The sequence below is a fragment of the Pantoea sp. sgz302252 genome (assembly GCF_047713085.1).
Classification (GTDB): domain Bacteria; phylum Pseudomonadota; class Gammaproteobacteria; order Enterobacterales; family Enterobacteriaceae; genus Scandinavium.
Genome location: NZ_JBLFJW010000002.1, coordinates 224,300 through 244,897, shown reverse-complemented (window position 1 = coordinate 244,897; position 20,598 = coordinate 224,300). Strand labels below are relative to the sequence as shown.

The 20,598-nt window shown below is 53.4% G+C and carries 14 protein-coding genes; 8 read left to right on the top strand and 6 right to left on the bottom strand.

Going from position 1 to position 20,598, the window contains the following annotated elements; translation table 11 throughout:
* The first annotated feature begins 121 nt into the window (after nucleotides 1-121).
* Together rapA and rluA are read left to right on the top strand one after the other, a co-directional pair.
* Nucleotides 122-3,028: an RNA polymerase-associated protein RapA gene (gene rapA / locus ACLW56_RS02840; protein WP_330982307.1), complete on the top strand. Its 2,907-nt coding sequence runs from the start codon at nucleotides 122-124 to the stop codon at nucleotides 3,026-3,028.
* A gap of 10 nt (nucleotides 3,029-3,038) precedes the next feature.
* A complete protein-coding gene (gene rluA / locus ACLW56_RS02835) occupies nucleotides 3,039-3,698 on the top strand; it encodes a bifunctional tRNA pseudouridine(32) synthase/23S rRNA pseudouridine(746) synthase RluA (RefSeq protein ID WP_330982306.1) in 660 nt (219 codons plus the stop codon).
* A gap of 170 nt (nucleotides 3,699-3,868) precedes the next feature.
* On the opposite strand, the gene djlA is transcribed toward rluA, so the two are convergent.
* A complete protein-coding gene (gene djlA, locus ACLW56_RS02830) occupies nucleotides 3,869-4,687 on the bottom strand; it encodes a co-chaperone DjlA (RefSeq protein WP_330982305.1) in 819 nt (272 codons plus the stop codon).
* A gap of 261 nt (nucleotides 4,688-4,948) precedes the next feature.
* Between djlA and lptD the strand changes: the two genes are divergently transcribed.
* Genes lptD through apaH form a run of 6 tightly spaced genes read left to right on the top strand, consistent with a single transcriptional unit; the run spans nucleotide 4,949 to nucleotide 11,690 of the window.
* Nucleotides 4,949-7,294 (top strand): LPS assembly protein LptD, encoded by a 2,346-nt coding sequence (gene lptD / locus ACLW56_RS02825; protein WP_330982304.1) that lies wholly within the window; start codon nucleotides 4,949-4,951, stop codon nucleotides 7,292-7,294.
* A gap of 54 nt (nucleotides 7,295-7,348) precedes the next feature.
* On the top strand, nucleotides 7,349-8,635 hold the full coding sequence (surA, locus tag ACLW56_RS02820) for a peptidylprolyl isomerase SurA (RefSeq protein WP_330982303.1): 1,287 nt from the start codon (nucleotides 7,349-7,351) through the stop codon (nucleotides 8,633-8,635).
* A complete protein-coding gene (gene pdxA / locus ACLW56_RS02815; protein WP_330982302.1) occupies nucleotides 8,635-9,624 on the top strand; it encodes a 4-hydroxythreonine-4-phosphate dehydrogenase PdxA in 990 nt (329 codons plus the stop codon). The genes surA and pdxA overlap by 1 nt, the downstream gene beginning before the upstream one ends.
* Nucleotides 9,621-10,445, top strand: coding sequence for a 16S rRNA (adenine(1518)-N(6)/adenine(1519)-N(6))-dimethyltransferase RsmA (gene rsmA / locus ACLW56_RS02810; protein ID WP_330982301.1), 825 nt, complete (start codon nucleotides 9,621-9,623; stop codon nucleotides 10,443-10,445). The genes pdxA and rsmA overlap by 4 nt, the downstream gene beginning before the upstream one ends.
* Nucleotides 10,446-10,448: 3 nt before the next feature.
* Nucleotides 10,449-10,826 (top strand): Co2+/Mg2+ efflux protein ApaG, encoded by a 378-nt coding sequence (gene apaG / locus ACLW56_RS02805; protein WP_330982300.1) that lies wholly within the window; start codon nucleotides 10,449-10,451, stop codon nucleotides 10,824-10,826.
* 15 nt (nucleotides 10,827-10,841) lie between these two features.
* Nucleotides 10,842-11,690: a bis(5'-nucleosyl)-tetraphosphatase (symmetrical) ApaH gene (gene apaH, locus ACLW56_RS02800; protein WP_330982299.1), complete on the top strand. Its 849-nt coding sequence runs from the start codon at nucleotides 10,842-10,844 to the stop codon at nucleotides 11,688-11,690.
* A gap of 50 nt (nucleotides 11,691-11,740) precedes the next feature.
* On the opposite strand, the gene ACLW56_RS02795 is transcribed toward apaH, so the two are convergent.
* The 5 genes from ACLW56_RS02795 to ACLW56_RS02775 form a co-directional block, all read right to left on the bottom strand.
* Nucleotides 11,741-12,355 carry a plasmid pRiA4b ORF-3 family protein gene (locus tag ACLW56_RS02795; RefSeq protein WP_330982298.1) on the bottom strand — a complete coding sequence of 205 codons (615 nt, stop codon included), beginning with the start codon at nucleotides 12,353-12,355 and terminating at the stop codon, nucleotides 11,741-11,743.
* An 88-nt stretch (nucleotides 12,356-12,443) separates the two neighbouring features.
* Nucleotides 12,444-12,923, bottom strand: a complete 480-nt coding sequence (gene folA, locus ACLW56_RS02790; RefSeq protein WP_330982297.1) for a type 3 dihydrofolate reductase — start codon at nucleotides 12,921-12,923, stop codon at nucleotides 12,444-12,446.
* 114 nt (nucleotides 12,924-13,037) lie between these two features.
* Entirely contained in the window at nucleotides 13,038-14,903 is a 1,866-nt protein-coding gene (gene kefC / locus ACLW56_RS02785) for a glutathione-regulated potassium-efflux system protein KefC (protein WP_330982296.1), read from the bottom strand.
* A complete protein-coding gene (gene kefF, locus ACLW56_RS02780; protein ID WP_330982295.1) occupies nucleotides 14,896-15,426 on the bottom strand; it encodes a glutathione-regulated potassium-efflux system oxidoreductase KefF in 531 nt (176 codons plus the stop codon). Before kefF ends, kefC begins: the two co-directional genes overlap by 8 nt.
* Before the next feature lie 149 nt (nucleotides 15,427-15,575).
* Complete coding sequence (locus ACLW56_RS02775) at nucleotides 15,576-20,432, bottom strand: glucoamylase family protein (RefSeq protein ID WP_330982294.1); 4,857 nt, start codon at nucleotides 20,430-20,432, stop codon at nucleotides 15,576-15,578.
* Nucleotides 20,433-20,598: the final 166 nt, after the last annotated feature.

Below are 20,598 nucleotides of genomic sequence, written 5' to 3'. Positions count from 1 at the left end.
ACACCCTGGCTTCCAGTACCATAGCGCCCTTTCCATTCCTGGACCCCAATTTTGACTCTCCGTGAAGCTTTTCGCGGAGGACAATTATTGCCTGCAATTAAAGATATAGAGCCCAAATTATATGCCTTTTACACTTGGTCAACGCTGGATCAGCGATACAGAAAGCGAGCTGGGATTAGGGACAGTCGTTGCGCTGGACGCGCGCATGGTAACCCTTCTCTACCCTGCTACAGGTGAAAACCGTCTGTATGCGCGTAACGACTCTCCTATCACCCGCGTGATGTTCAACCCGGGCGATACCATTACCAGCCACGACGGCTGGCAGCTGCGCGTTGACGAAGTAAAAGAAGAAAATGGTCTGCTGGCGTACGTCGGGTTCCGTCTGGATACCGAAGAAGAAGGCGTGGTACTGCGTGAAGTGCTGCTCGACAGCAAGCTGATTTTCAGCAAGCCGCAGGACCGCCTGTTCGCCGGGCAGATTGACCGTATGGACCGCTTCGCCCTGCGCTACCGTGCGCGTAAATACCAGAGCGAAGAGTACCGCATGCCGTGGAGCGGCCTGCGTGGACAACGCACCAGCCTGATCCCACACCAGTTGCACATCGCCCACGACGTGGGCCGTCGCCATGCGCCACGCGTTTTGCTGGCCGATGAAGTCGGCCTCGGGAAAACCATTGAAGCCGGGATGATCCTGCATCAACAGCTCCTCTCCGGCGCGGCTGAACGTGTGCTGATCGTGGTACCGGAAACACTGCAACACCAGTGGCTGGTGGAAATGCTGCGCCGTTTCAACCTGCGCTTTGCACTGTTTGACGATGAGCGCTATGCCGAAGCGCAGCACGACGCCGACAACCCGTTCGAAACTGAACAGTTAGTGATTTGCTCGCTGGACTTTGTTCGCCGCAGCAAGCAGCGCCTGGAACACCTCTGTGATGCCGAATGGGACATCATGGTGGTCGACGAAGCCCACCATCTGGTCTGGAGCGAAGACGCGCCAAGCCGCGAATATCAGGCTATCGAGCAGCTCGCGGAACGTGTCCCAGGCATTCTGCTGTTGACTGCAACGCCGGAACAGCTGGGCATGGAAAGTCACTTTGCCCGTCTGCGTTTGCTGGATCCAAACCGTTTCCACGATTTCGAGCATTTCGTTGAAGAGCAGCAAAATTATCGCCCTGTCGCCGACGCCGTTTCTCTGCTGTTGAGCGGCGAGCCGCTGAATAACGATCAGATGAACGCCCTGAGCGAACTGATTGGCGAGCAGGACATCGAGCCGCTGTTGCAGGCAGCAAACAGGGGTGGTGACGGTGCCGAAAGTGCACGTCAGGAACTGATTGCCATGCTGATGGATCGCCACGGCACCAGCCGCGTCCTGTTCCGTAACACCCGTAATGGCGTGAAAGGTTTCCCGAAACGCGAGCTGCACACCATCAAGCTGCCGTTGCCGACGCAGTATCAGACCGCAATTAAAGTGTCCGGCATTATGGGGGCGCGCAAAACGTCTGAAGAGCGCGCTCGCGACATGCTCTACCCGGAGCAGATTTATCAGGAGTTTGAAGGTGATACCGGCACGTGGTGGAGCTTCGACCCGCGCGTTGAGTGGCTGATGGGTTACCTGACCGCGCATCGCTCACAGAAAGTGTTGGTTATCTGTGCGAAGGCCGCTACTGCGCTGCAGCTCGAACAAGTGCTGCGCGAGCGTGAAGGTATACGCGCCGCCGTTTTCCACGAAGGTATGTCCATTGTAGAACGTGACCGTGCTGCGGCCTGGTTTGCGGAAGAAGACACCGGTGCGCAGGTGCTGCTGTGCTCTGAAATTGGTTCAGAAGGTCGTAACTTCCAGTTCGCCAGCCACCTGGTGATGTTCGATCTGCCGTTCAACCCGGATTTGCTGGAGCAGCGTATTGGTCGTCTTGACCGTATCGGTCAGGCTCACGATATTCAAATCCACGTGCCGTATCTGGAAAAAACCGCTCAGTCCGTGCTGGTGCGCTGGTTCCACGAAGGTCTGGATGCGTTCGAGCACACCTGCCCGACAGGCCGCACCATTTACGATAGCGTTCATACGCAACTGATTGAATATCTGGCTGCACCGGAAAACAGCGACGGTTTTGACGAGCTGATCAAAGCCAGCCGCGAACAGCACGATGCGCTGAAAGCCCAACTGGAACAGGGGCGTGACCGCCTGCTGGAAATCAACTCTAACGGCGGCGAAAAAGCGCAGGCGCTGGCCGAAAGCATTGAAGAGCAGGATGACGATACCGGGCTCATCAGTTTCTCGATGAACCTTTTCGATATTATCGGTATTAACCAGGACGATCGTGGCGAAAACCTGATCGTGCTGACCCCGTCCGATCATATGCTGGTACCGGATTTCCCAGGCCTGCCTGAAGACGGTTGCACCGTGACGTTCGAACGTGATGTCGCACTTTCCCGCGAAGATGCGCAATTCCTGACCTGGGAGCATCCGCTGATCCGCAACGGTCTGGATCTGATCCTTTCCGGCGACACGGGCAGCAGCACCATTTCGCTGCTGAAAAACAAAGCATTGCCGGTCGGTACGCTGCTGCTGGAACTGATTTATGTAGTTGAAGCGCAAGCGCCTAAGCAGTTGCAGTTGCACCGCTTCCTGCCGCCAACGCCGGTCCGTATGCTGGTTGATAAAAATGGCAACAACCTGGCCGCTCAGGTTGAGTTCGAAACCTTCAACCGCCAGTTAAGCGCGGTGAACCGTCACACCGGCAGCAAGCTGGTGAACGCTGTTCAGCAGGACGTGCATGCGATTCTGCAACAGGGTGAAGCGCAGGTAGAGAAAACCGCGAAGGCCTTGATTGAAGCCGCGCGTCAAGAAGCGGACGAGAAACTGAGTGCCGAACTGTCGCGTCTGGAAGCGCTGAAAGCCGTCAACCCGAACATCCGTGATGACGAGCTGGAAGCCATTGAAAGCAATCGCCAGCAGGTGATGGAAGCTCTGGCGCAGGCTGGCTGGCGTCTGGATGCGCTGCGACTGATTGTCGTCACGCATCAGTAAGGAAAACGTTATGGTACTGGAGTCCTACAATCCGCCTCAGGATCCCTGGCTGGTGACGCTGTATCAGGATGAACACATTATGGTGGTCAACAAGCCGAGCGGCTTGTTGTCCGTGCCGGGTCGTCTGGAAGAGCACAAAGACAGCGTGATGACACGCATTCAGCGTGATTTTCCTGAGGCGGAGTCTGTTCATCGTCTGGATATGGCAACCAGCGGCGTGATTGTGGTGGCTCTGACCAAAGCCGCAGAACGTGAGCTGAAGCGTCAGTTCCGCGAGCGCGAGCCGAAGAAGCAATATCTGGCACGTGTCTGGGGCCATCCGGAGAAGGCAGAAGGCCTGGTGGATTTACCGCTGATCTGCGACTGGCCGAATCGCCCGAAGCAAAAAGTCTGTTTCGAGACAGGCAAATCAGCGCAGACGGAATATGAGGTGCTGGAGTATGCCGATGACAACACCGCACGCGTGCTGCTGAAGCCGATTACCGGGCGTTCTCATCAGTTGCGCGTGCATATGCAGGCGTTAGGGCATCCGATTCTGGGTGACCGTTTTTATGCCACGCCAGAAGCGCTGGCGATGGCGCCTCGCCTGCTGCTGCACGCAGAAATGCTGACGATTACCCATCCTAAGTTTGGCAATAGCATGACGTTTAAAGCACCGGTGGATTTTTAATTCGCTGCGGCCTGATGCCCTCTCCCCCGGCCCCTCTCCCACAGGGCGAGGGGAGAAAAGCAGCATCGTTCCAGCCCCTCTTCCCTGTAGGGTGAAAGGTGCAAAAACAGCTCCTGTCCAAGTCCCCTCTCCCCGCGGGAGAGGGTTAGGGAGAGGGGTTTACACCCAAACTATTTAAAACCTTTCTGCTCTTTAATCAGCTCATAGGCCTTCTGAATTTCCTGCGCTTTTTGCTTCGCCATTTCCATCATTTCTGGCGGCAAACCTTTGGCGACCAGTTTGTCCGGGTGATGTTCGCTCATCAGCTTACGGTACGCGCGCTTGATGGTCGCCGCATCGTCCGTCGACTTTACACCCAGCACGTTACAGGCATCTTCAAGGGTTGGCCCGCGTTGTGCTTGTTGCCAGCCGCCGCCGGATTGCGATTGCTGCTGGTATCCACCGCCAAACTGCGCGCCGCCTTGCATCATACGCAGGAACTGATCGAACTGCGCTCGGGAAATGCCCAGCTCATCGGCAATAACGAACAACACTTCACGTTCATTCGGGTGCAGTGAACCGTCGGCAAAGGCGGCCTGAATCTGAATTTCCAGAAACATCCGAATTAAATCGAAGCGACCAAAACAGACGCTACGCAGCTGACGCATTTTCTCGCGCAGCGGGTAGTTATCGGCCTTACCCACGCGGAAGGCATGCTGTGCAGCAACACGAGACTCGCCGTGCAGATTCATGCGATCCATCAGGATGCTGGCGACATGAATGTCCGCTTCCGTCACCCGCCCCTTGGATTTGGTCAGGTGCCCCATCACTTCAAAGGTGGTAGCGAAGAACAGCGACTGACGTTCCTGCTGGTTGGCAAAAAAGTTGAGTCTGCGGCTACGCGCTTTGTCAAACATGTGGCCAATGAGCAACCCGAGTACTGCGCCCCAAAATCCGCCGCCCATCATCAGCGCCACGGCCACACCAATCACTTTACCCCAATACTGCATAGACTCCCCGGATAGTCAAAATCATCATGCCGCAGGCATTTTCTTGCGCCTTGATAAAAGGCGAGTTTCCCTGCATTGACCTGATGGTCATTGCAGGACATAACCTATAATTTGCTTTATCATACTCGCCATTCTACACAGTGCCTAACGCCACTGGCTCGAAGCGGCAGGATTAACACTGGCGCGTTAACGATGAGTACGTTAGTCTCTGACCGTTTGCAAGCCGCGAAGCCACAGATGACGGAACAACTAATAAAACGTATGAAAAAACGTATTCCCACCCTTCTGGCTACCCTGATCGCCAGCGCCCTTTACAGCCAATCGGGTGCGGCGGCCGACCTCGCATCACAATGTATGCTGGGGGTACCAAGCTATAATCGTCCGCTGGTCCAGGGGGATACTAATAATCTGCCTGTCACCATCAATGCCGATCACGCCAAAGGGAATTACCCTGATAATGCCGTATTTACCGGCAATGTCGATATCAATCAGGGCAATAGCCGCTTACAGGCCGATGAAGTGCAATTGCACCAGAAGCAGGCGCCAGATCAGGCTGATCCGGTGAGAACCGTCGATGCGCTGGGCAATGTACACTATGACGACAATCAGGTGATCCTGAAAGGTCCGAAAGCCTGGTCGAACCTGAATACCAAAGATACCAACGTCTGGGACGGTAACTACCAGATGGTGGACAGGCAGGGTCGCGGCACCGCTGACGTGATGAAACAGCGTGGACAAAACCGCTACACCATTCTTGATAACGGCACTTTTACCTCCTGTCTGCCAGGTTCTAACACCTGGAGCGTAGTCGGCAGCGAAGTGATTCAGGACCGTCAGGAAGAAGTGGCCGAAATCTGGAACGCCCGCTTCAAAATTGGCCCCGTGCCGGTGTTCTACAGCCCTTATCTTCAATTACCGATTGGTGACAAACGCCGCTCGGGCTTCCTGATCCCTAACGCAAAATACAGCAGCAACAACGGCTTTGAATTCTACCTGCCGTACTACTGGAACATTGCGCCAAACTTCGATGCCACCATTACGCCGCACTATATGGAAAAGCGTGGCGGCGTCATGTGGGAGAACGAATTCCGCTACCTGACTCAGGCAGGTTCCGGCCTCTTTGAATTTGACTATCTGCCGTCTGACAAGGTGTATGACGATGAGCACCCAAGTGACGATAGCCGTCGCTGGTTGTTCTACTGGAAACACGGCGGGGTGATGGATCAGGTGTGGCGCTTCAACGTCGACTACACCAAGGTCAGTGACCCCTATTACTTTAACGATTTCGACTCGAAATACGGTTCAAGTACTGACGGCTACGCCACGCAGAAATTCAGCGCCGGCTATGCGGTTGAGAACTTTAACGCCACCGTATCCTCCAAGCAGTTCCAGGTCTTCGACACCCAGAGCAACAGCTCTTACGCGTCGCAGCCACAGCTGGATGTGAACTTCTATCAGAACGACGTGGGCCCGTTTGATACCCGTATTTATGGCCAGGTTGCGCACTTCGTTAACACCAACGATGACCTGCCAGAAGCCACGCGTGTCCATATCGAACCGACTATCGACCTGCCGCTGTCCAACGGCTGGGGAAGTCTTGATACTGAAGCCAAACTGATGGCGACTCACTATCAGCAAAGCGATGTCGAATGGTATAACCAACATTACAACGCGGATTTGAAAGAGTCTGTTAGCCGCGTTCTGCCGCAGTTCAAGATTGACGGCAAGATGGTCTTCGAGCGTGATATGGACTGGTCTCAGGGTTATATCCAGACGCTGGAACCGCGCGTTCAGTATCTGTATGTGCCGTACAAAGACCAAAGCAATATCATGCAGTACGATTCCACACTGCTGCAGTCGGACTACAGCGGCCTGTTCCGCGACCGCAGCTACAGTGGTCTTGACCGCATTGCCTCAGCCAACCAGGTCACCACGGGCGTCACGTCCCGCGTTTATGATGAAAATGCGGTTGAACGTTTTAACGTGTCTGTGGGTCAAATCTACTATTTCACCCCGACTCGTACGGGTGATGAAAGTGATGACTGGTCTGCAAGCGATCAAAAAGGCTCTCTGGTGTGGGCTGGCGATACCTACTGGCGCATTAGCGATTTCTGGGGCCTGCGCGGTGGCGTTCAGTACGATACTCGTCTGGATAACGTCGCCACCGGGAACGGCACCATTGAGTACCGCCGCGATCAGGATCGTTTAGTGCAGTTTAGCTACCGTTACGCAAGCCCGGAGTATATTCAGGCCACGCTGCCTTCTTACTCCACGGCACAGCAGTACAAAGACGGTATTTCTCAGGTCGGTATGACAGCAAGCTGGCCGGTGGTTGATCGCTGGTCGGTTGTCGGTGCGTATTACTACGACACCAACGCCAATAAGCCTGCCGATCAGATGCTCGGTGTGCAGTACAACTCTTGCTGCTACGCCCTCCGCCTGGGTTACGAACGTAAACTCAACGGTTGGGATAGCCCGAACGCGCAAGGGAAATACGACAACGTCATCGGCTTCAATGTTGAACTGCGCGGCCTGAGCTCTAACTATGGCCTGGGCACTCAGCAGATGCTGCGTACGCCGATTATGCCGTATCAGAGCTCTTTGTAACGTCACAGTTTAAAAACGTAATCCGCCTTTGCGGTTAATTGAAATGGAAAGAGTATGAAGAACTGGAAAACGCTGCTTCTCGGTATCGCCATGGTTGCGAATACCAGTTTCGCCGCCCCACAGGTTGTCGATAAAGTCGCAGCAGTCGTGAATAACGGCGTGGTACTGGAAAGCGACGTCGATGGTATGATGCAGTCCGTTAAAGGCAGTGCAGGCCAGGCAGGCCAACAGCTGCCGGATGACGCCACCCTGCGGCACCAGATTCTGGAACGTCTGATCATGGATCAGATTGTCCTGCAAATGGGCCAAAAGATGGGCGTGAAAGTCTCCGACAACCAGCTTGATGCCGCCATTGCCAACATTGCAAAACAGAACAACATGACCATGGATCAGATGCGTAGCCGTCTGGCCTATGACGGCATGAACTACAACACCTATCGCGCTCAGATCCGCAAAGAGATGATTATCTCTGAAGTGCGTAACAATGAAGTGCGGCGCCGTATTACCGTTCTGCCACAAGAAGTTGACGCGCTGGCGTCCCAAATTGGTAACCAGAATGATGCCAGCACCGAACTGAACCTGAGCCACATTCTGATTCCGCTGCAGGAAAACCCCTCTTCCGATCAGGTCAAAGAGGCTGAAAGTCAGGCGCGTTCTGTCGTCGATCAGGCCAAAGGTGGCGCTGACTTCGGTAAACTGGCTATCACCTACTCTGCAGACCAGCAGGCGCTGAAAGGCGGCCAGATGGGTTGGGGACGTATTCAGGAACTGCCTTCTATCTTCGCCCAGGCACTGAGCACCGCGAAGAAAGGCGACATTATCGGTCCGATTCGTTCTGGTGTTGGCTTCCATATCCTCAAAGTGAACGATCTGCGTGGTCAAACCCAAAGCATTTCGGTGACGGAAGTTCACGCCCGTCACATCCTGCTGAAGCCATCGCCAATCATGACGGACGATCAGGCACGTGCGAAGCTGGAAGAGGCGGCGGCTGATATTAAGAGCGGCAAAACCACCTTCGACAAAGCGGCAAAAGAGCTTTCTCAGGATCCAGGTTCTGCCAACCAGGGCGGTGATTTGGGTTGGGGTTCGCCGGATATGTACGATCCTGCGTTCCGTGATGCACTGTTGAAGTTGCAGAAAGGCGAAATCAGCGCACCGGTTCACTCCTCTTTCGGCTGGCACCTGATTCAGTTGCTGGACACCCGTAACGTTGACCGTACCGATGCTGCTCAGAAAGACCGTGCTTACCGCATGCTGATGAACCGCAAGTTCTCAGAAGAAGCAGCGACCTGGATGCAGGAACAGCGTGCCAGCGCGTACGTTAAAATTCTGAGCAACTAATGACGCAGCCACAGCGTGTTGTTATCACTCCCGGCGAACCCGCCGGGATTGGCCCGGACCTCGTGGTTCAGCTCGCCCAGCCAGACTGGCCGGTTGAACTGGTGGTGTGCGCCGACGAAACGCTTTTAACAGACCGGGCAGCAATGCTCGGTTTGCCGTTAACGCTTCTGCCTTACGCGGCATCTCAAAAGCCTGTCCCGCAGCGCGCGGGCACATTGACTCTGCTTCCTGTCTCGCTTCACGCTCCCGTCACGCCAGGAACGCTTAATGTTCAGAATGGCGCTTATGTGGTGAAAACGCTGGCCCGTGCTTGTGACGGTGCCACCAGCGGTGAATTTGCTGCACTCATCACGGGTCCTGTGCAAAAGAGCATTATCAACGATGCAGGCATCCCGTTTATCGGGCACACCGAATTCTTTGAAGAGCGTTCAGGCACGAAGAAAGTGGTGATGATGCTGGCGACAGAAGAGCTGCGAGTCGCACTGGCAACCACTCACCTGCCGCTGAAAGCCATTAGCGAGGCGATTACCGGCGATTTACTGCGTGAAGTGATCACTATTCTTCATGACGATCTGCGTACCAAGTTTGGCATCAAAGAACCCCATGTTCTGGTCTGTGGCCTGAACCCCCACGCTGGGGAAGGCGGACACATGGGCATGGAAGAGATCGACACGATCATTCCCGTGCTCGACGAGCTACGCGCAAAAGGCATGAACCTGAGTGGTCCATTGCCCGCGGACACCCTTTTCCAGCCAAAATATCTCGACCATGCCGATGCAGTCCTGGCGATGTACCACGATCAGGGCCTGCCCGTGCTAAAATACCAGGGATTCGGCCGCGCAGTAAACATCACGCTCGGTTTACCCTTTATCCGTACGTCCGTCGATCACGGCACCGCACTTGAACTGGCGGGCCAGGGAAAAGCGAACGTCGGCAGTTTTATTACGGCGCTTAATCTCGCCATCAAAATGATTGTTAACTCTCAATGAATAATCGAGTCCATCAGGGCCACTTAGCCCGAAAACGCTTCGGGCAAAACTTCCTCAACGATCAATTTGTGATCGACAGCATTGTCTCAGCCATCAATCCTCAAAAAGACCAGGCGATGGTTGAAATCGGCCCGGGTCTGGCGGCGCTGACCGAACCCGTCGGCGAACGCCTTGATAAACTGACCGTTATCGAACTGGACCGCGATCTGGCTGCACGCCTGCAAACGCACCCGTTCCTTGGCCCAAAACTGACCATTTACCAGCAGGATGCGATGACCATGAACTTCGGCGAGCTGTCGGAGAAAATGGGTCAGCCGCTGCGCGTGTTCGGCAACCTGCCGTACAACATCTCCACCCCGCTGATGTTCCACCTGTTTAGCTATACTGATGCCATTGCCGATATGCACTTTATGTTGCAAAAAGAGGTGGTCAATCGTCTGGTTGCAGGCCCAAACAGTAAAGCGTATGGTCGTTTAAGCGTGATGGCGCAGTATTACTGCAACGTCATACCGGTGCTGGAAGTGCCGCCAACAGCCTTCACACCACCGCCGAAAGTCGATTCCGCCGTTGTCCGCCTGGTGCCGCACGGCAGCAACAAGCCTTACCCGGTGAAAGACGTGCGCGTCCTGAGTCGTATTACAACCGAAGCGTTTAACCAACGCCGTAAAACGATTCGTAACAGCCTCGGCAACCTCTTCTCTGTTGAGCTTCTGACAGAGCTTGGCGTCGACCCGGCGATGCGTGCAGAAAACATCTCGGTAGCCCAGTATTGCCGTCTGGCGAACTGGCTGTCAGAAAACGCGCCCCCTAAGGAGAGCTAAACCATGATCAATTCGCCCCGCGTCTGTATTCAGGTTCAAAGCGTTTACATTGAGGCGCAGTCCTCACCCGATGATGAACGCTATGTGTTTGCCTATACGGTCACGATTCGCAATCTGGGGCGAGGATCGGTTCAGCTTCTTGGTCGCTACTGGCTGATAACCAACGGCCATGGCCGCGAAACCGAAGTTCAGGGGGAAGGTGTGGTTGGCGTTCAGCCACACATTGCTCCTGGCGGCGAATATCAGTACACCAGCGGTGCCGTGCTGGAAACACCGCTCGGCACGATGCAAGGCCACTATGAAATGATCGATGCTGAAGGCAATCCGTTTAGCATCGATATTCCTGTTTTCCGTCTGGCCGTGCCAGCCCTCATCCATTAATACAGCACTACTACAATGAGCACATACCTTATTGGCGACGTTCACGGCTGCTACGATGAACTGATCGCGTTGTTAAAGCAGGTGGAATTTACCCCAGGGCAGGATACCCTTTGGCTGACGGGCGATCTGGTGGCGCGAGGCCCCGCATCGCTTGAAGTGCTGCGTTATGTGAAGTCTCTGGGCGACAGCGTGCGTACCGTGCTCGGTAATCACGATTTGCATCTGCTGGCCGTGTTTGCAGGCATTAGCCGCAATAAGCCGAAGGACAGATTAACCCCGCTGCTGGAAGCACCGGATGCTGATGAGCTGCTGAACTGGCTGCGCCGTCAGCCGCTGTTGCAGGTCGACAAAGAGAAAAAACTGGTCATGGCGCACGCCGGGATCACCCCGCAATGGGATCTGGAAACCGCCGAGCAGTGTGCTCACGATGTGGAAGCCGTTCTGTGCAGTGATTCCTATCCGTTCTTCCTCGATGCGATGTACGGCGACCTGCCAAACCACTGGTCAACGGAGCTGTCCGGCCTGGCACGTCTGCGTTTCATCACCAATGCTTTCACGCGTATGCGCTACTGCTTCCCGAACGGCCAACTGGACATGTACACCAAAGAGTCACCGGAAAACGCACCTGCCCCGCTCAAGCCGTGGTTCGCGATCCCTGCACCGGTCACAGACGAATACAGCGTGGTGTTCGGGCACTGGGCATCGCTGGAAGGCAAAGGTACACCAGAAGGCATTTACGGGCTGGATACAGGCTGTTGCTGGGGCGGAGAACTGACTTGCCTGCGCTGGGAAGATAAAACTTACTTTGTGCAGCCGTCTAATCGCCATCTGGATTTGGGCGAAGGCGAGGCGGTTGCTTCCTGAACCTGCTATGTTCCCCGGCGCGCTACGCTTGCCGGGGCGACAAAACAGCTTTACTCATCGCTGTTCAACGTTAACATGCGATCTCTGGACCAGCGTGCATACAGCGCCAGTCCCGAATTAACCTCATCAATATCAAACGTAAAGAGATGCTCCCGCATTTCTTCCGCACTGGCATCAGGTACACCAATAAAGTCCAGCAGCGCCTCAAACTCTTCTTGATTACCTTGCGGATCGCTGATCACTTCCACAAGGGCCATGTATCCGCCGGGTCCGCCGCAATCTTCCATTGGGCAAACCATTTCCCCGTCCAGGCATTCGAAAGGACCCGGCATATCGTCCGGAGAATAGTTTTTATCTTCAAGAAGAATTTCATGCTGCCAATCATCGCCAAAATCATAACGATAGATCAGATTATTTCCCTTCTTTTTGAACAGCTCATTCAGGCGAATAAGCGCTTCATCTTCCTCTTTCGAAGATTCAGGCTGTTCGGTGTAGAGTTGCTTTTTGAATTCGAACTGATGCAGGTGAGAGTCTTCCCACCCCATCACAATCTGAATAATGTCATGAAGACGATCGAGCGAGATGTCAGCAGGAACAACAAACCGACGCCAGACTGAAGGCGTGATATCCTTCAGGGTAATTTTTAGCTGATAGTAATTATCCATCAAAGGCTCCATTCGATACCGATTCAATCAAAGGATGCCATTGTATATAAAAAAACCGATAAGGTTTACCTTACCTGAATATTCATTGTTAACGACGGTCTAAGATCTCAAAGCAATAACTGTGTGAGTTCTGCTCGTCTGCGTCGTGGAACTCGCTGAAGGTCGATTCCCAGTCGTCCGGGTCATAATCCGGGAAGTGAGTATCGCCTTCGACTTCTGCATCAATGTGCGTCAGGTACAGACGATGCGCTTTCGGCAGGAACTGTTCGTAAACGCGTCCGCCGCCAATCACCATGATCTCTTCAGCGTCGCCACAGGCAGCAACCGCTTCATCGACTGATTTCACCCACTCAACCCGATCGTCAGTCCCTGGCTTGCTGCTGATGACGATATTCTTACGGCCAGGCAAAGGACGACCGATAGATTCCCAGGTCAGGCGCCCCATCACCACAGGCTTATTCAGCGTGGTGCGTTTAAACCAGGCGAGATCGGCTGGCAGGTTCCAGGGCATGGCGTTTTCCATGCCGATAACGCGATCCACCGCTAACGCCGCAATCAGACTGATCATTGAAAGTATCCCGGATGCAAAAAATTGCCGCCACTATACGGAAAGCATAATCTTTCGTCGACTGGCGGCAGAGTAAAGAAGACGAAATTTTTTCGTCTTCTGGCTAAGTCACGGTTATACGGAAGGTTTCGTTTCAGGCTCGTCAGCCGGATTTCCGGTATGTTTGCCCTCTTCCGTTCCCTGCCAGCCGTGACGCTGAATCATCGACAGGTTACTGCGGTCTTCATTAATGATATCGGTCAGCATGGCGCTGGTGCGTTTGAACGCGGCTGCAAACGAAGCATCGTCTTCATCGGCCATATCCACCATTTCTTCAACCATCCGCACATTGAAACGCCGAAACACATCCGCACGTTCGCGAGCTTCATACGGCCCAAGCCCCAAAGCTTCCAGCGCCATACGGCCTGATTTCAACGCCCCTTCAAACGTTTCACGCTCCGGCGCATCAATCCCCGCCTGGCGCAGTTGAATGTAATGGTCGATATCGCGAGCACGAGCAATAATCCGCAGATTCGGGAAATGCTCTTTCGCAAGCTCGGTCAGTTGCACACTGGTTTTAGGGTCATCGATGGCGTTGATCAGCACTTCCGCTCTCGCGGCTCCGGCGGACTCCAGCAAATCGACACGCGTCGCGTCACCGAAAAACACTTTCATATCAAATTTGCGCAGCGTATCAACGTGGTCAGGATCATGGTCGAGGATCACCATTTTGACCCCGCTGGAAAGCAGCAAGCGCCCGGAGATCTGACCGAAACGCCCGAACCCGGCGATGATCACTCGCGGCTGCTCTTCATCAATCTCATCGGCTTCGCGTTCCTGTTCACTGCCTGATTTCTCCATACGCGACAGCAGAACCAACAAAATCGGCGTAGCCGCCATCGATAAAGCAACGGCGAGGGTTAGCGCTTTTGCCCATTCTGAATCCAGCACGTTCGTCATTTGCGCTGCACCAAACACCACAAACGCAAATTCACTGCCCTGCCCTAACAGCACAGCAAACCAGCGACGTTGGGCTTTTGGCACACCAAGCGGACGAGCAATCAGCCACAGCATGACCATTTTGATCAGCAAGAACCCGAGCAGCAGGATCAAGATGCGCAGCGGGTGCGTGACCAGCGTGCCGAAATCAATAGACATGCCGACACCGATAAAGAACAACCCGAGCAGCAGGCCCTTAAACGGTTCAATATCGCTTTCAAGCGCGTGGCGATATTCGGAGCTCGCCAGCAATACCCCGGCAAGGAAGGCCCCCATCGCCATCGACAGGCCGACTTCTTCCAGCAACAAACCGAAGCCAAACACCAAAAAGAGCGCTACGGCACTGAACACTTCACGCAGCCCGGAACGCGCCACAAAACGCAGAACAGGCCGGGTCACATAGCGACCAAGCAACACCACCAGCACCAGTGCGCCAGCCACTTTTAACGCCGACAGACCGAATGCCGCAAGCGTAGTGGAAGCACCGCTGGCGGCCAGCAGTGGGATCATCGCCACCAGTGGGATAGCCGCGATATCCTGGAACAGCAGCACGGCAAAGGCACTGCGCCCAAGCTGCGAGACCGTCAGGTTCCGCTCATTCATGGCCTGCATCGCAATGGCCGTAGACGACAGCGCCAGCGTCAGGCCAATCAGCACTGCAACCTGCCAGCGCAGTCCCATCATCATGCAAAACAAACCAAGGAGCAGCCCGCACGCAGCCATTTGCAGGAAGCCGCCACCAAAGACCGAGGCTCGCAGTTTCCATAAACGCTGGGGATCGAGCTCCAGACCAATAACAAACAGCATCAGCACCACGCCGATTTCAGCGAAATGCAAAATCGCCTCAGCGTCAGTCACCAGACGAAAACCCCATGGGCCAATGATGCAGCCCGCAATCAAATATCCCAACACAGAACCCAGCCCTAAGCGCACCGCTATCGGCACAATGAGCGCGGCTGAGCCGAGGTAAATCAAGGCTTGTATGAGCGTATGACTATCCATGATGCACCTCCTGCCACTCCAGCAGACGTTGTTTGAAGTGACGGGCCTGAGCCACCAGCGTCTCGTCATCGCAGATAAAAGTGCAATGCATTGAAAAAGGCGGGAGCCACTTCAGACCGCAATACAGCGCGGTGGCCTGCAACGGCTGAGCCAGCACGTCAAAGCCAGGGAAGCTGCCAATCGCAAAATGATCTTCACCACCGCCGGTCGTCACAGCCCACATCAGGCTTTTGCCGTGCAGCGCAGCAGCACCATGCCCGTAAGCCCAGCCGTGTGAGAGCACTTTGTCGATCCAGAGTTTGAGCAGCGGCGGGACGCTGTACCACTGCATAGGATGCTGCCAGATAATCAGATCAGCACGAGAAAGCGCTTCCTGTTCGGCCGCGACATCGATGTTGAAATCGGGATAGAGGTGATAGAGCGAACGGATTTCGACGCCGTCGATTTCCCTTACCTGCTCAAGCATCCTTTTATTCGCATGCGAATGTTGCGGATAGGGATGTGCATAAATAATCAGGATCATAAGTTAGCTCGCAATGATATCGGTCCGTTTGCTAAATCATGACAGTGTAGACGTTTACATGCCGTGGCGATATTAATGTGATGAATACCACAAAAAAGCTTCCCGGTAAGGGAAGCCTTGATATCACACTGGCTTAGCAAAACGCAAGATTAGCCTGCACGCGGTGGGTAATCATCCGCAGCAAAACCGATAAGGCTCAGCGCCTGCTGGATTTCCGGACAGCTCATAAAATAGCGCCACAGCAATCCGCTACGATGGTTTTCAATCATCCCAATAATCGGCCCCTGATCGATGGCCAGATATCCATCGGAGTACCAGTTTTTGCTCATGTTGAATCCATCAATAAATCCACATTTCTCGGTCCACACGGCGTTGCCAAGATCGTCATAAAAATGCCGTAACGCCGCCATAGACGCATCGGGTAAATACGGAAGACTGCTTAACGCCGCGGTGATGGTGATGGTGCCGTCATCCTGTGTTGGCTGGTGAGCCGTATAGCCCGTCGGCGAATAGCCAGCGGTTAGCCCCCAGCACTTATCAGAGTAACCGATGTACTGATGCGGGTTATCCACGCTGTAAGCCTGCTGGATCTGGCTTTGCGCCACACCCTGTTGATAGTAGTTAACGTCATTGGCGGTATCGCGCAGATTGCGTGGATCGAACCCCATAAACGAGTAGTGCATAAAGAACATTGGCCCTCCCATCGTTGGGCCGATGGGCAGCGTAACATCGTAATAGACCTTGTTTTTATTACTGTACGTTCCCTGCGACCAGCCGCTCTCCCAAAGCGTCGGCGCAACAGGGTGCGTCGGTGACGCGATAGCCAACAGATAGGTCATCATCGCCTCATTCCAGCCCGTCACTTTCATTCCCATGGTGAACTGTAGATCTTTATCAATATGCCAGTAGAGGCTATCGCTGTTGTTGGTGAAATAGTTCCAGTCGATGTCATGCCACAGCGCATTGATTTTGGTCGCAAGCGTCGGATCATTAAAATACTGACGCGCGGTCAGCAACCCTTCGACCAGGAAGGCGGTTTCTACCAGGTCTGCACCGTTATCATTCGTGCCAAACGGGATAGTCGCGCCGGTATTGCCATTAAGCCAGTGTGGCCAGGCGCCTTTATAACGGGTGGTAGGCCCCCCCAGGAAATCAACCATTTGGTTAATACGATCATAGCCCTGCTGGCGCGTGATAAAACCACGCTCAACGGCCACCAGAATGCCCATAATGCCGAACCCGGTTCCCCCTGTTGTCACCGGTTCATTAATCCCCGCATCACCGTTGCGATATAACCGCTCGAAGGCCAGCCCGCTGGTAGGATGCGCATAATCCCAGAAGTAGCGCAGCGTGGTTTGTTGCACCTTATCCAGCAGTTGATCGTTCGTCAGCGTAGGGTAAACAGCCGCCTTTACCGCCGCAAGCTGATCGGAAACAATAGGATCCAGTTCACCGAAGCGGTTAATTCGGATATCCATACAGGCAACGCCGTCTCGCGCAGCCACATCTTTTACCCATTGCGCCAGCGAATCGGTATCGTAATGCTTGCCGGTATCGGTTGATCCCATCGCGCCCCAACCCGCATTCACAGTCTGGTTACCCAACGCAATCCAGCGGAACCATTGATGATACCCATCGTTATTCTGCCAGCGGCTAGTCGGCAACTCGGTCATGACATAGTTACCCTCGGCATTTTTGGTGCCGTAGGATTCGCCGTTGGAATAGTCCATGTACACGGTGTTGTCCACGCCAATCCCGGTCACAATACGCTGCGGATTTCCTGAGCGAGACGCATCCACCACATCGTTAATGTTATAAGGCTGGCTCATATCGGTGTAGTTGTTCCACATGCCGTCAAACCAGAATCCGGCCAGATATTCACCATAACGATCGCCGAATTCCCGCACCACGGCATAATTCAGCCGCGTGGTTTCCGGGGTGATCAGATTGTCAAAAGGTGAACACTCGTACAATCTCGGCACCAGCATATCGCCCCAGCGATCGGGGGAATGTGGGTTGGCGTCGCTATCGTAATACACCAGGCTTGCTTTGGCGGGCGCGTATCCCATCATATACAGCATGAATTTGATGCCATATTTCGCCAGCTCTTTGGCCATCTCCAGCGGCAAATCGCGTATTGCGCTGCGCACACCGGGCGCGACGCCCAAAATGGCATCATGCGTTTTTGACGGGCCAAGGTTATAGCCCGCATGCTGATCCATCGTCAGCAAGACAAACCCTGCGCCCGTTTCTTGTACCGCTTTCGCGTAAGCCACCACATCAAACGTACTGAGGAAATCATCCCAGCTCTCACCCTCATGCCATTTTTCTCTGGGTGGAATATCAGGGGAAAGATTGAGGTAATTTGGCAGGAAGTGGTGCGACACGCCGTATTTTGCATTGCGGAACCAGTCGGTACGCGGGTTACCACTTTGCTGGGCAATTGGCCCTACCACCGCCATTTGCGGTACACCAGGGCACAAACGCGCATTGCGTGGCGTCACCGTTACCCGAATATGTTTCCCTTTGTGTTCAGGTAACAGCATCAGCGTGCGGGTGTGTACCCCTTCAATGGGGCTGAAAATACCGCTCGCACTATCCGCCACTTCCCAAAGATATTCACTGCCGCTTTCTGCGACATTCTCCGGATCGCTGTAGTGATAATCCGCACGCAGGACTTCTCGCGTCTTCAGCTCACCCTTAAGGGTCAGTAACGAGATTGACGGCGGCTCAACCGTCGTTGCCGGAATAGTCAACTGCGCATCAACGGGCATCCCCTGATACCGCAACGTCATCGCCACATTTTGCTCAACGCTCGCGTGTTCAAAAGGCGTAAAAGTCAGAGTGGCCTCATTTCTGTCGGTATCCCAGATAAGATCGTTTAAGGGCAAACCGGTACGCATCTCGCTGTTGACCTTGCTATGCAGCCGGAAGTCCGTGATGGCAGGAAGCACGGATTGAGGCTGTACAAAACGGGCAGTGACTGCGCCGTTATTGACCTCTAACGTAAAATTCCCCTCTGCCAGTGGGCGATAATTGTCCACCAGCGTCGATGTGCTTAGCGCGGAATCAAACATTTTCACTTCATCAATCACACCATCGAAAGCATCGGTGATCTCACCTCGGCTATTGAGACGTCCCCCGACTTTCACACTACAGTTATTCGCCGATTGCTTAATATTTGAACCACCGCACATGACGATATTACCGTTAATTGCCAGTGCGAATTCATCGCTGCTCAGGCGTATAACCGCAACATGGCTCCAGGCGTTAAGAGGAATATAGGAGCGCGTGGTCAGCGTAAATGATGCCTGATTGGTATTATCTGACATGGTGAAAGACAGCTGATTATTCTGGCAATAGAAAAGCCAGCGCTGGTTATTGTTATCACGCGTGTCCTGGCTGACGATAGTGCTCATCGCCAGAGAGCGCGGATAAATCCAGGCTTCTACCGTAAAACCAGGTTGTTGCAGACAATCAAATACGCCTAAATCAACGTATGCAGGATAGCGGCGATCAAACTCGCAGCCTTGCGCCAGTTTCCCGGCGACCAGTACCGGCTCGCGGCCATACATCACCGCATCGCGTTTTCCGCTAATGGTGTCTAAAAACGCGCCATTAATCTGATTATCGAACGTATAGTAATGCTTCATTCCCTGATAGTTCGTGAATGAAGTCTGTAGATCGGCGAAATCTTTCGTCAGAATTTCGTTCTTCAGCCCGTGAAGGGTGACCTGATACGTTTGTTCGAACACCAGATTGGGGGCATGAAGCATCAGCGTCGTTTTGTAAACATCCAGCGTTACGCCGTCAATAATCCCACCGTTATTCAAAGAATAATTATCGAGTTGTAATGCGCTCTCGCTATCAAGAGCCTGGTCAAAGGTGATGCGGATATTGCCGTTACTGTCTGTCGTGGTCTCAAGGATTTCAAGGCTGCCGGCGTTATACACTTTCAAGGCATCGATATGCGCCCAGGTTCCGGAACGTTTTATGCCCTGGATCGTATGTGCACCAAAGGGTAAATCAACCCGGCTGTACAACATATGGCTTTGTAAATGAGAGCTTGTCCAGGTACTGATACGCCCCTGGGAAACGCCATCAATATAAATTTCAACATCGCCCTGGTCGGTATTGCTCTCCGCATAATACGCTACGCCCGTACCATAAAAATTGAGAGAAAAGCTCCCCGAATTATTGTTCTGGGTATACGATGTAGTTTGATTATAAATACTCATCGTACGATTAGTGCCGTGCGTCCAGTTCCCGGCATAAACAATATCCGTAGCGGCATCATCATATAGTTGTTCTGCGGGTAACGAGGTATAGGCAAGCGTAAATATCTGATTTTCTACACTCGTGGTAAGAATCTGATTGTAGATATTCGTTAAGCTTAATGTATATTCGGAATTTGTCGTTAAACCAGAAATAATCAGGTCAGCCGTTTTCCTGTCATTGCTTAAGGTCACGGAAACAACACTGGCCCCCAGATTCAGCTGATAGTTCGCTGGCAACGTTGCGCTTTGTGGGTCCAGCGACTGATTGAACTGCAGCCGCAATGTACCGTCACTGCCAGCCCCGAGCAATGGTTCTGCCGTCGCGACCAGCGGCCCATCATTATAAATTTTAAGTAAATCAAGCAGCATCCAGGTGCCGCTTTTTTTCACGCCTTTAAGAACATGAGTCCCTTTCGGCAGGCCTGTCACATAGTACATCAGATCGCTAAATTGCCGCGGTGAACGATAGGTACTGATCGTTGCTGAAAATACACCATCGATATAAAAATCCACATCCCCCTGATCGGTATTCCCTTCACTGTAATAACCCACCCCAGTGCCATCAAAGGTAAATTCAAAATATCTTCCGTTATCGTACAACGCCATGCTGGCACCGTCATAGCTATAGGTGCGCCCCGTATACCGGCTCCAATTTCCTGTATAAACTATCGCGGGATCATTTTCCTGACAGATAACTTCTGGCTGAACATCCTGATATTCGCTACTCATTATATTACCCTCATTATTTTCCTCACTGGAAAGAGGAAAATAGCTGAGAGAAAAAAACACTCAAATCAAATGGCATCACAAAAAATGATAAATAATAGAAATGATTTCTATAGAGGAAAGACCTCTGCGTGATGATTCGTGCAGAGGTCTTTTATTAGAGGATGTG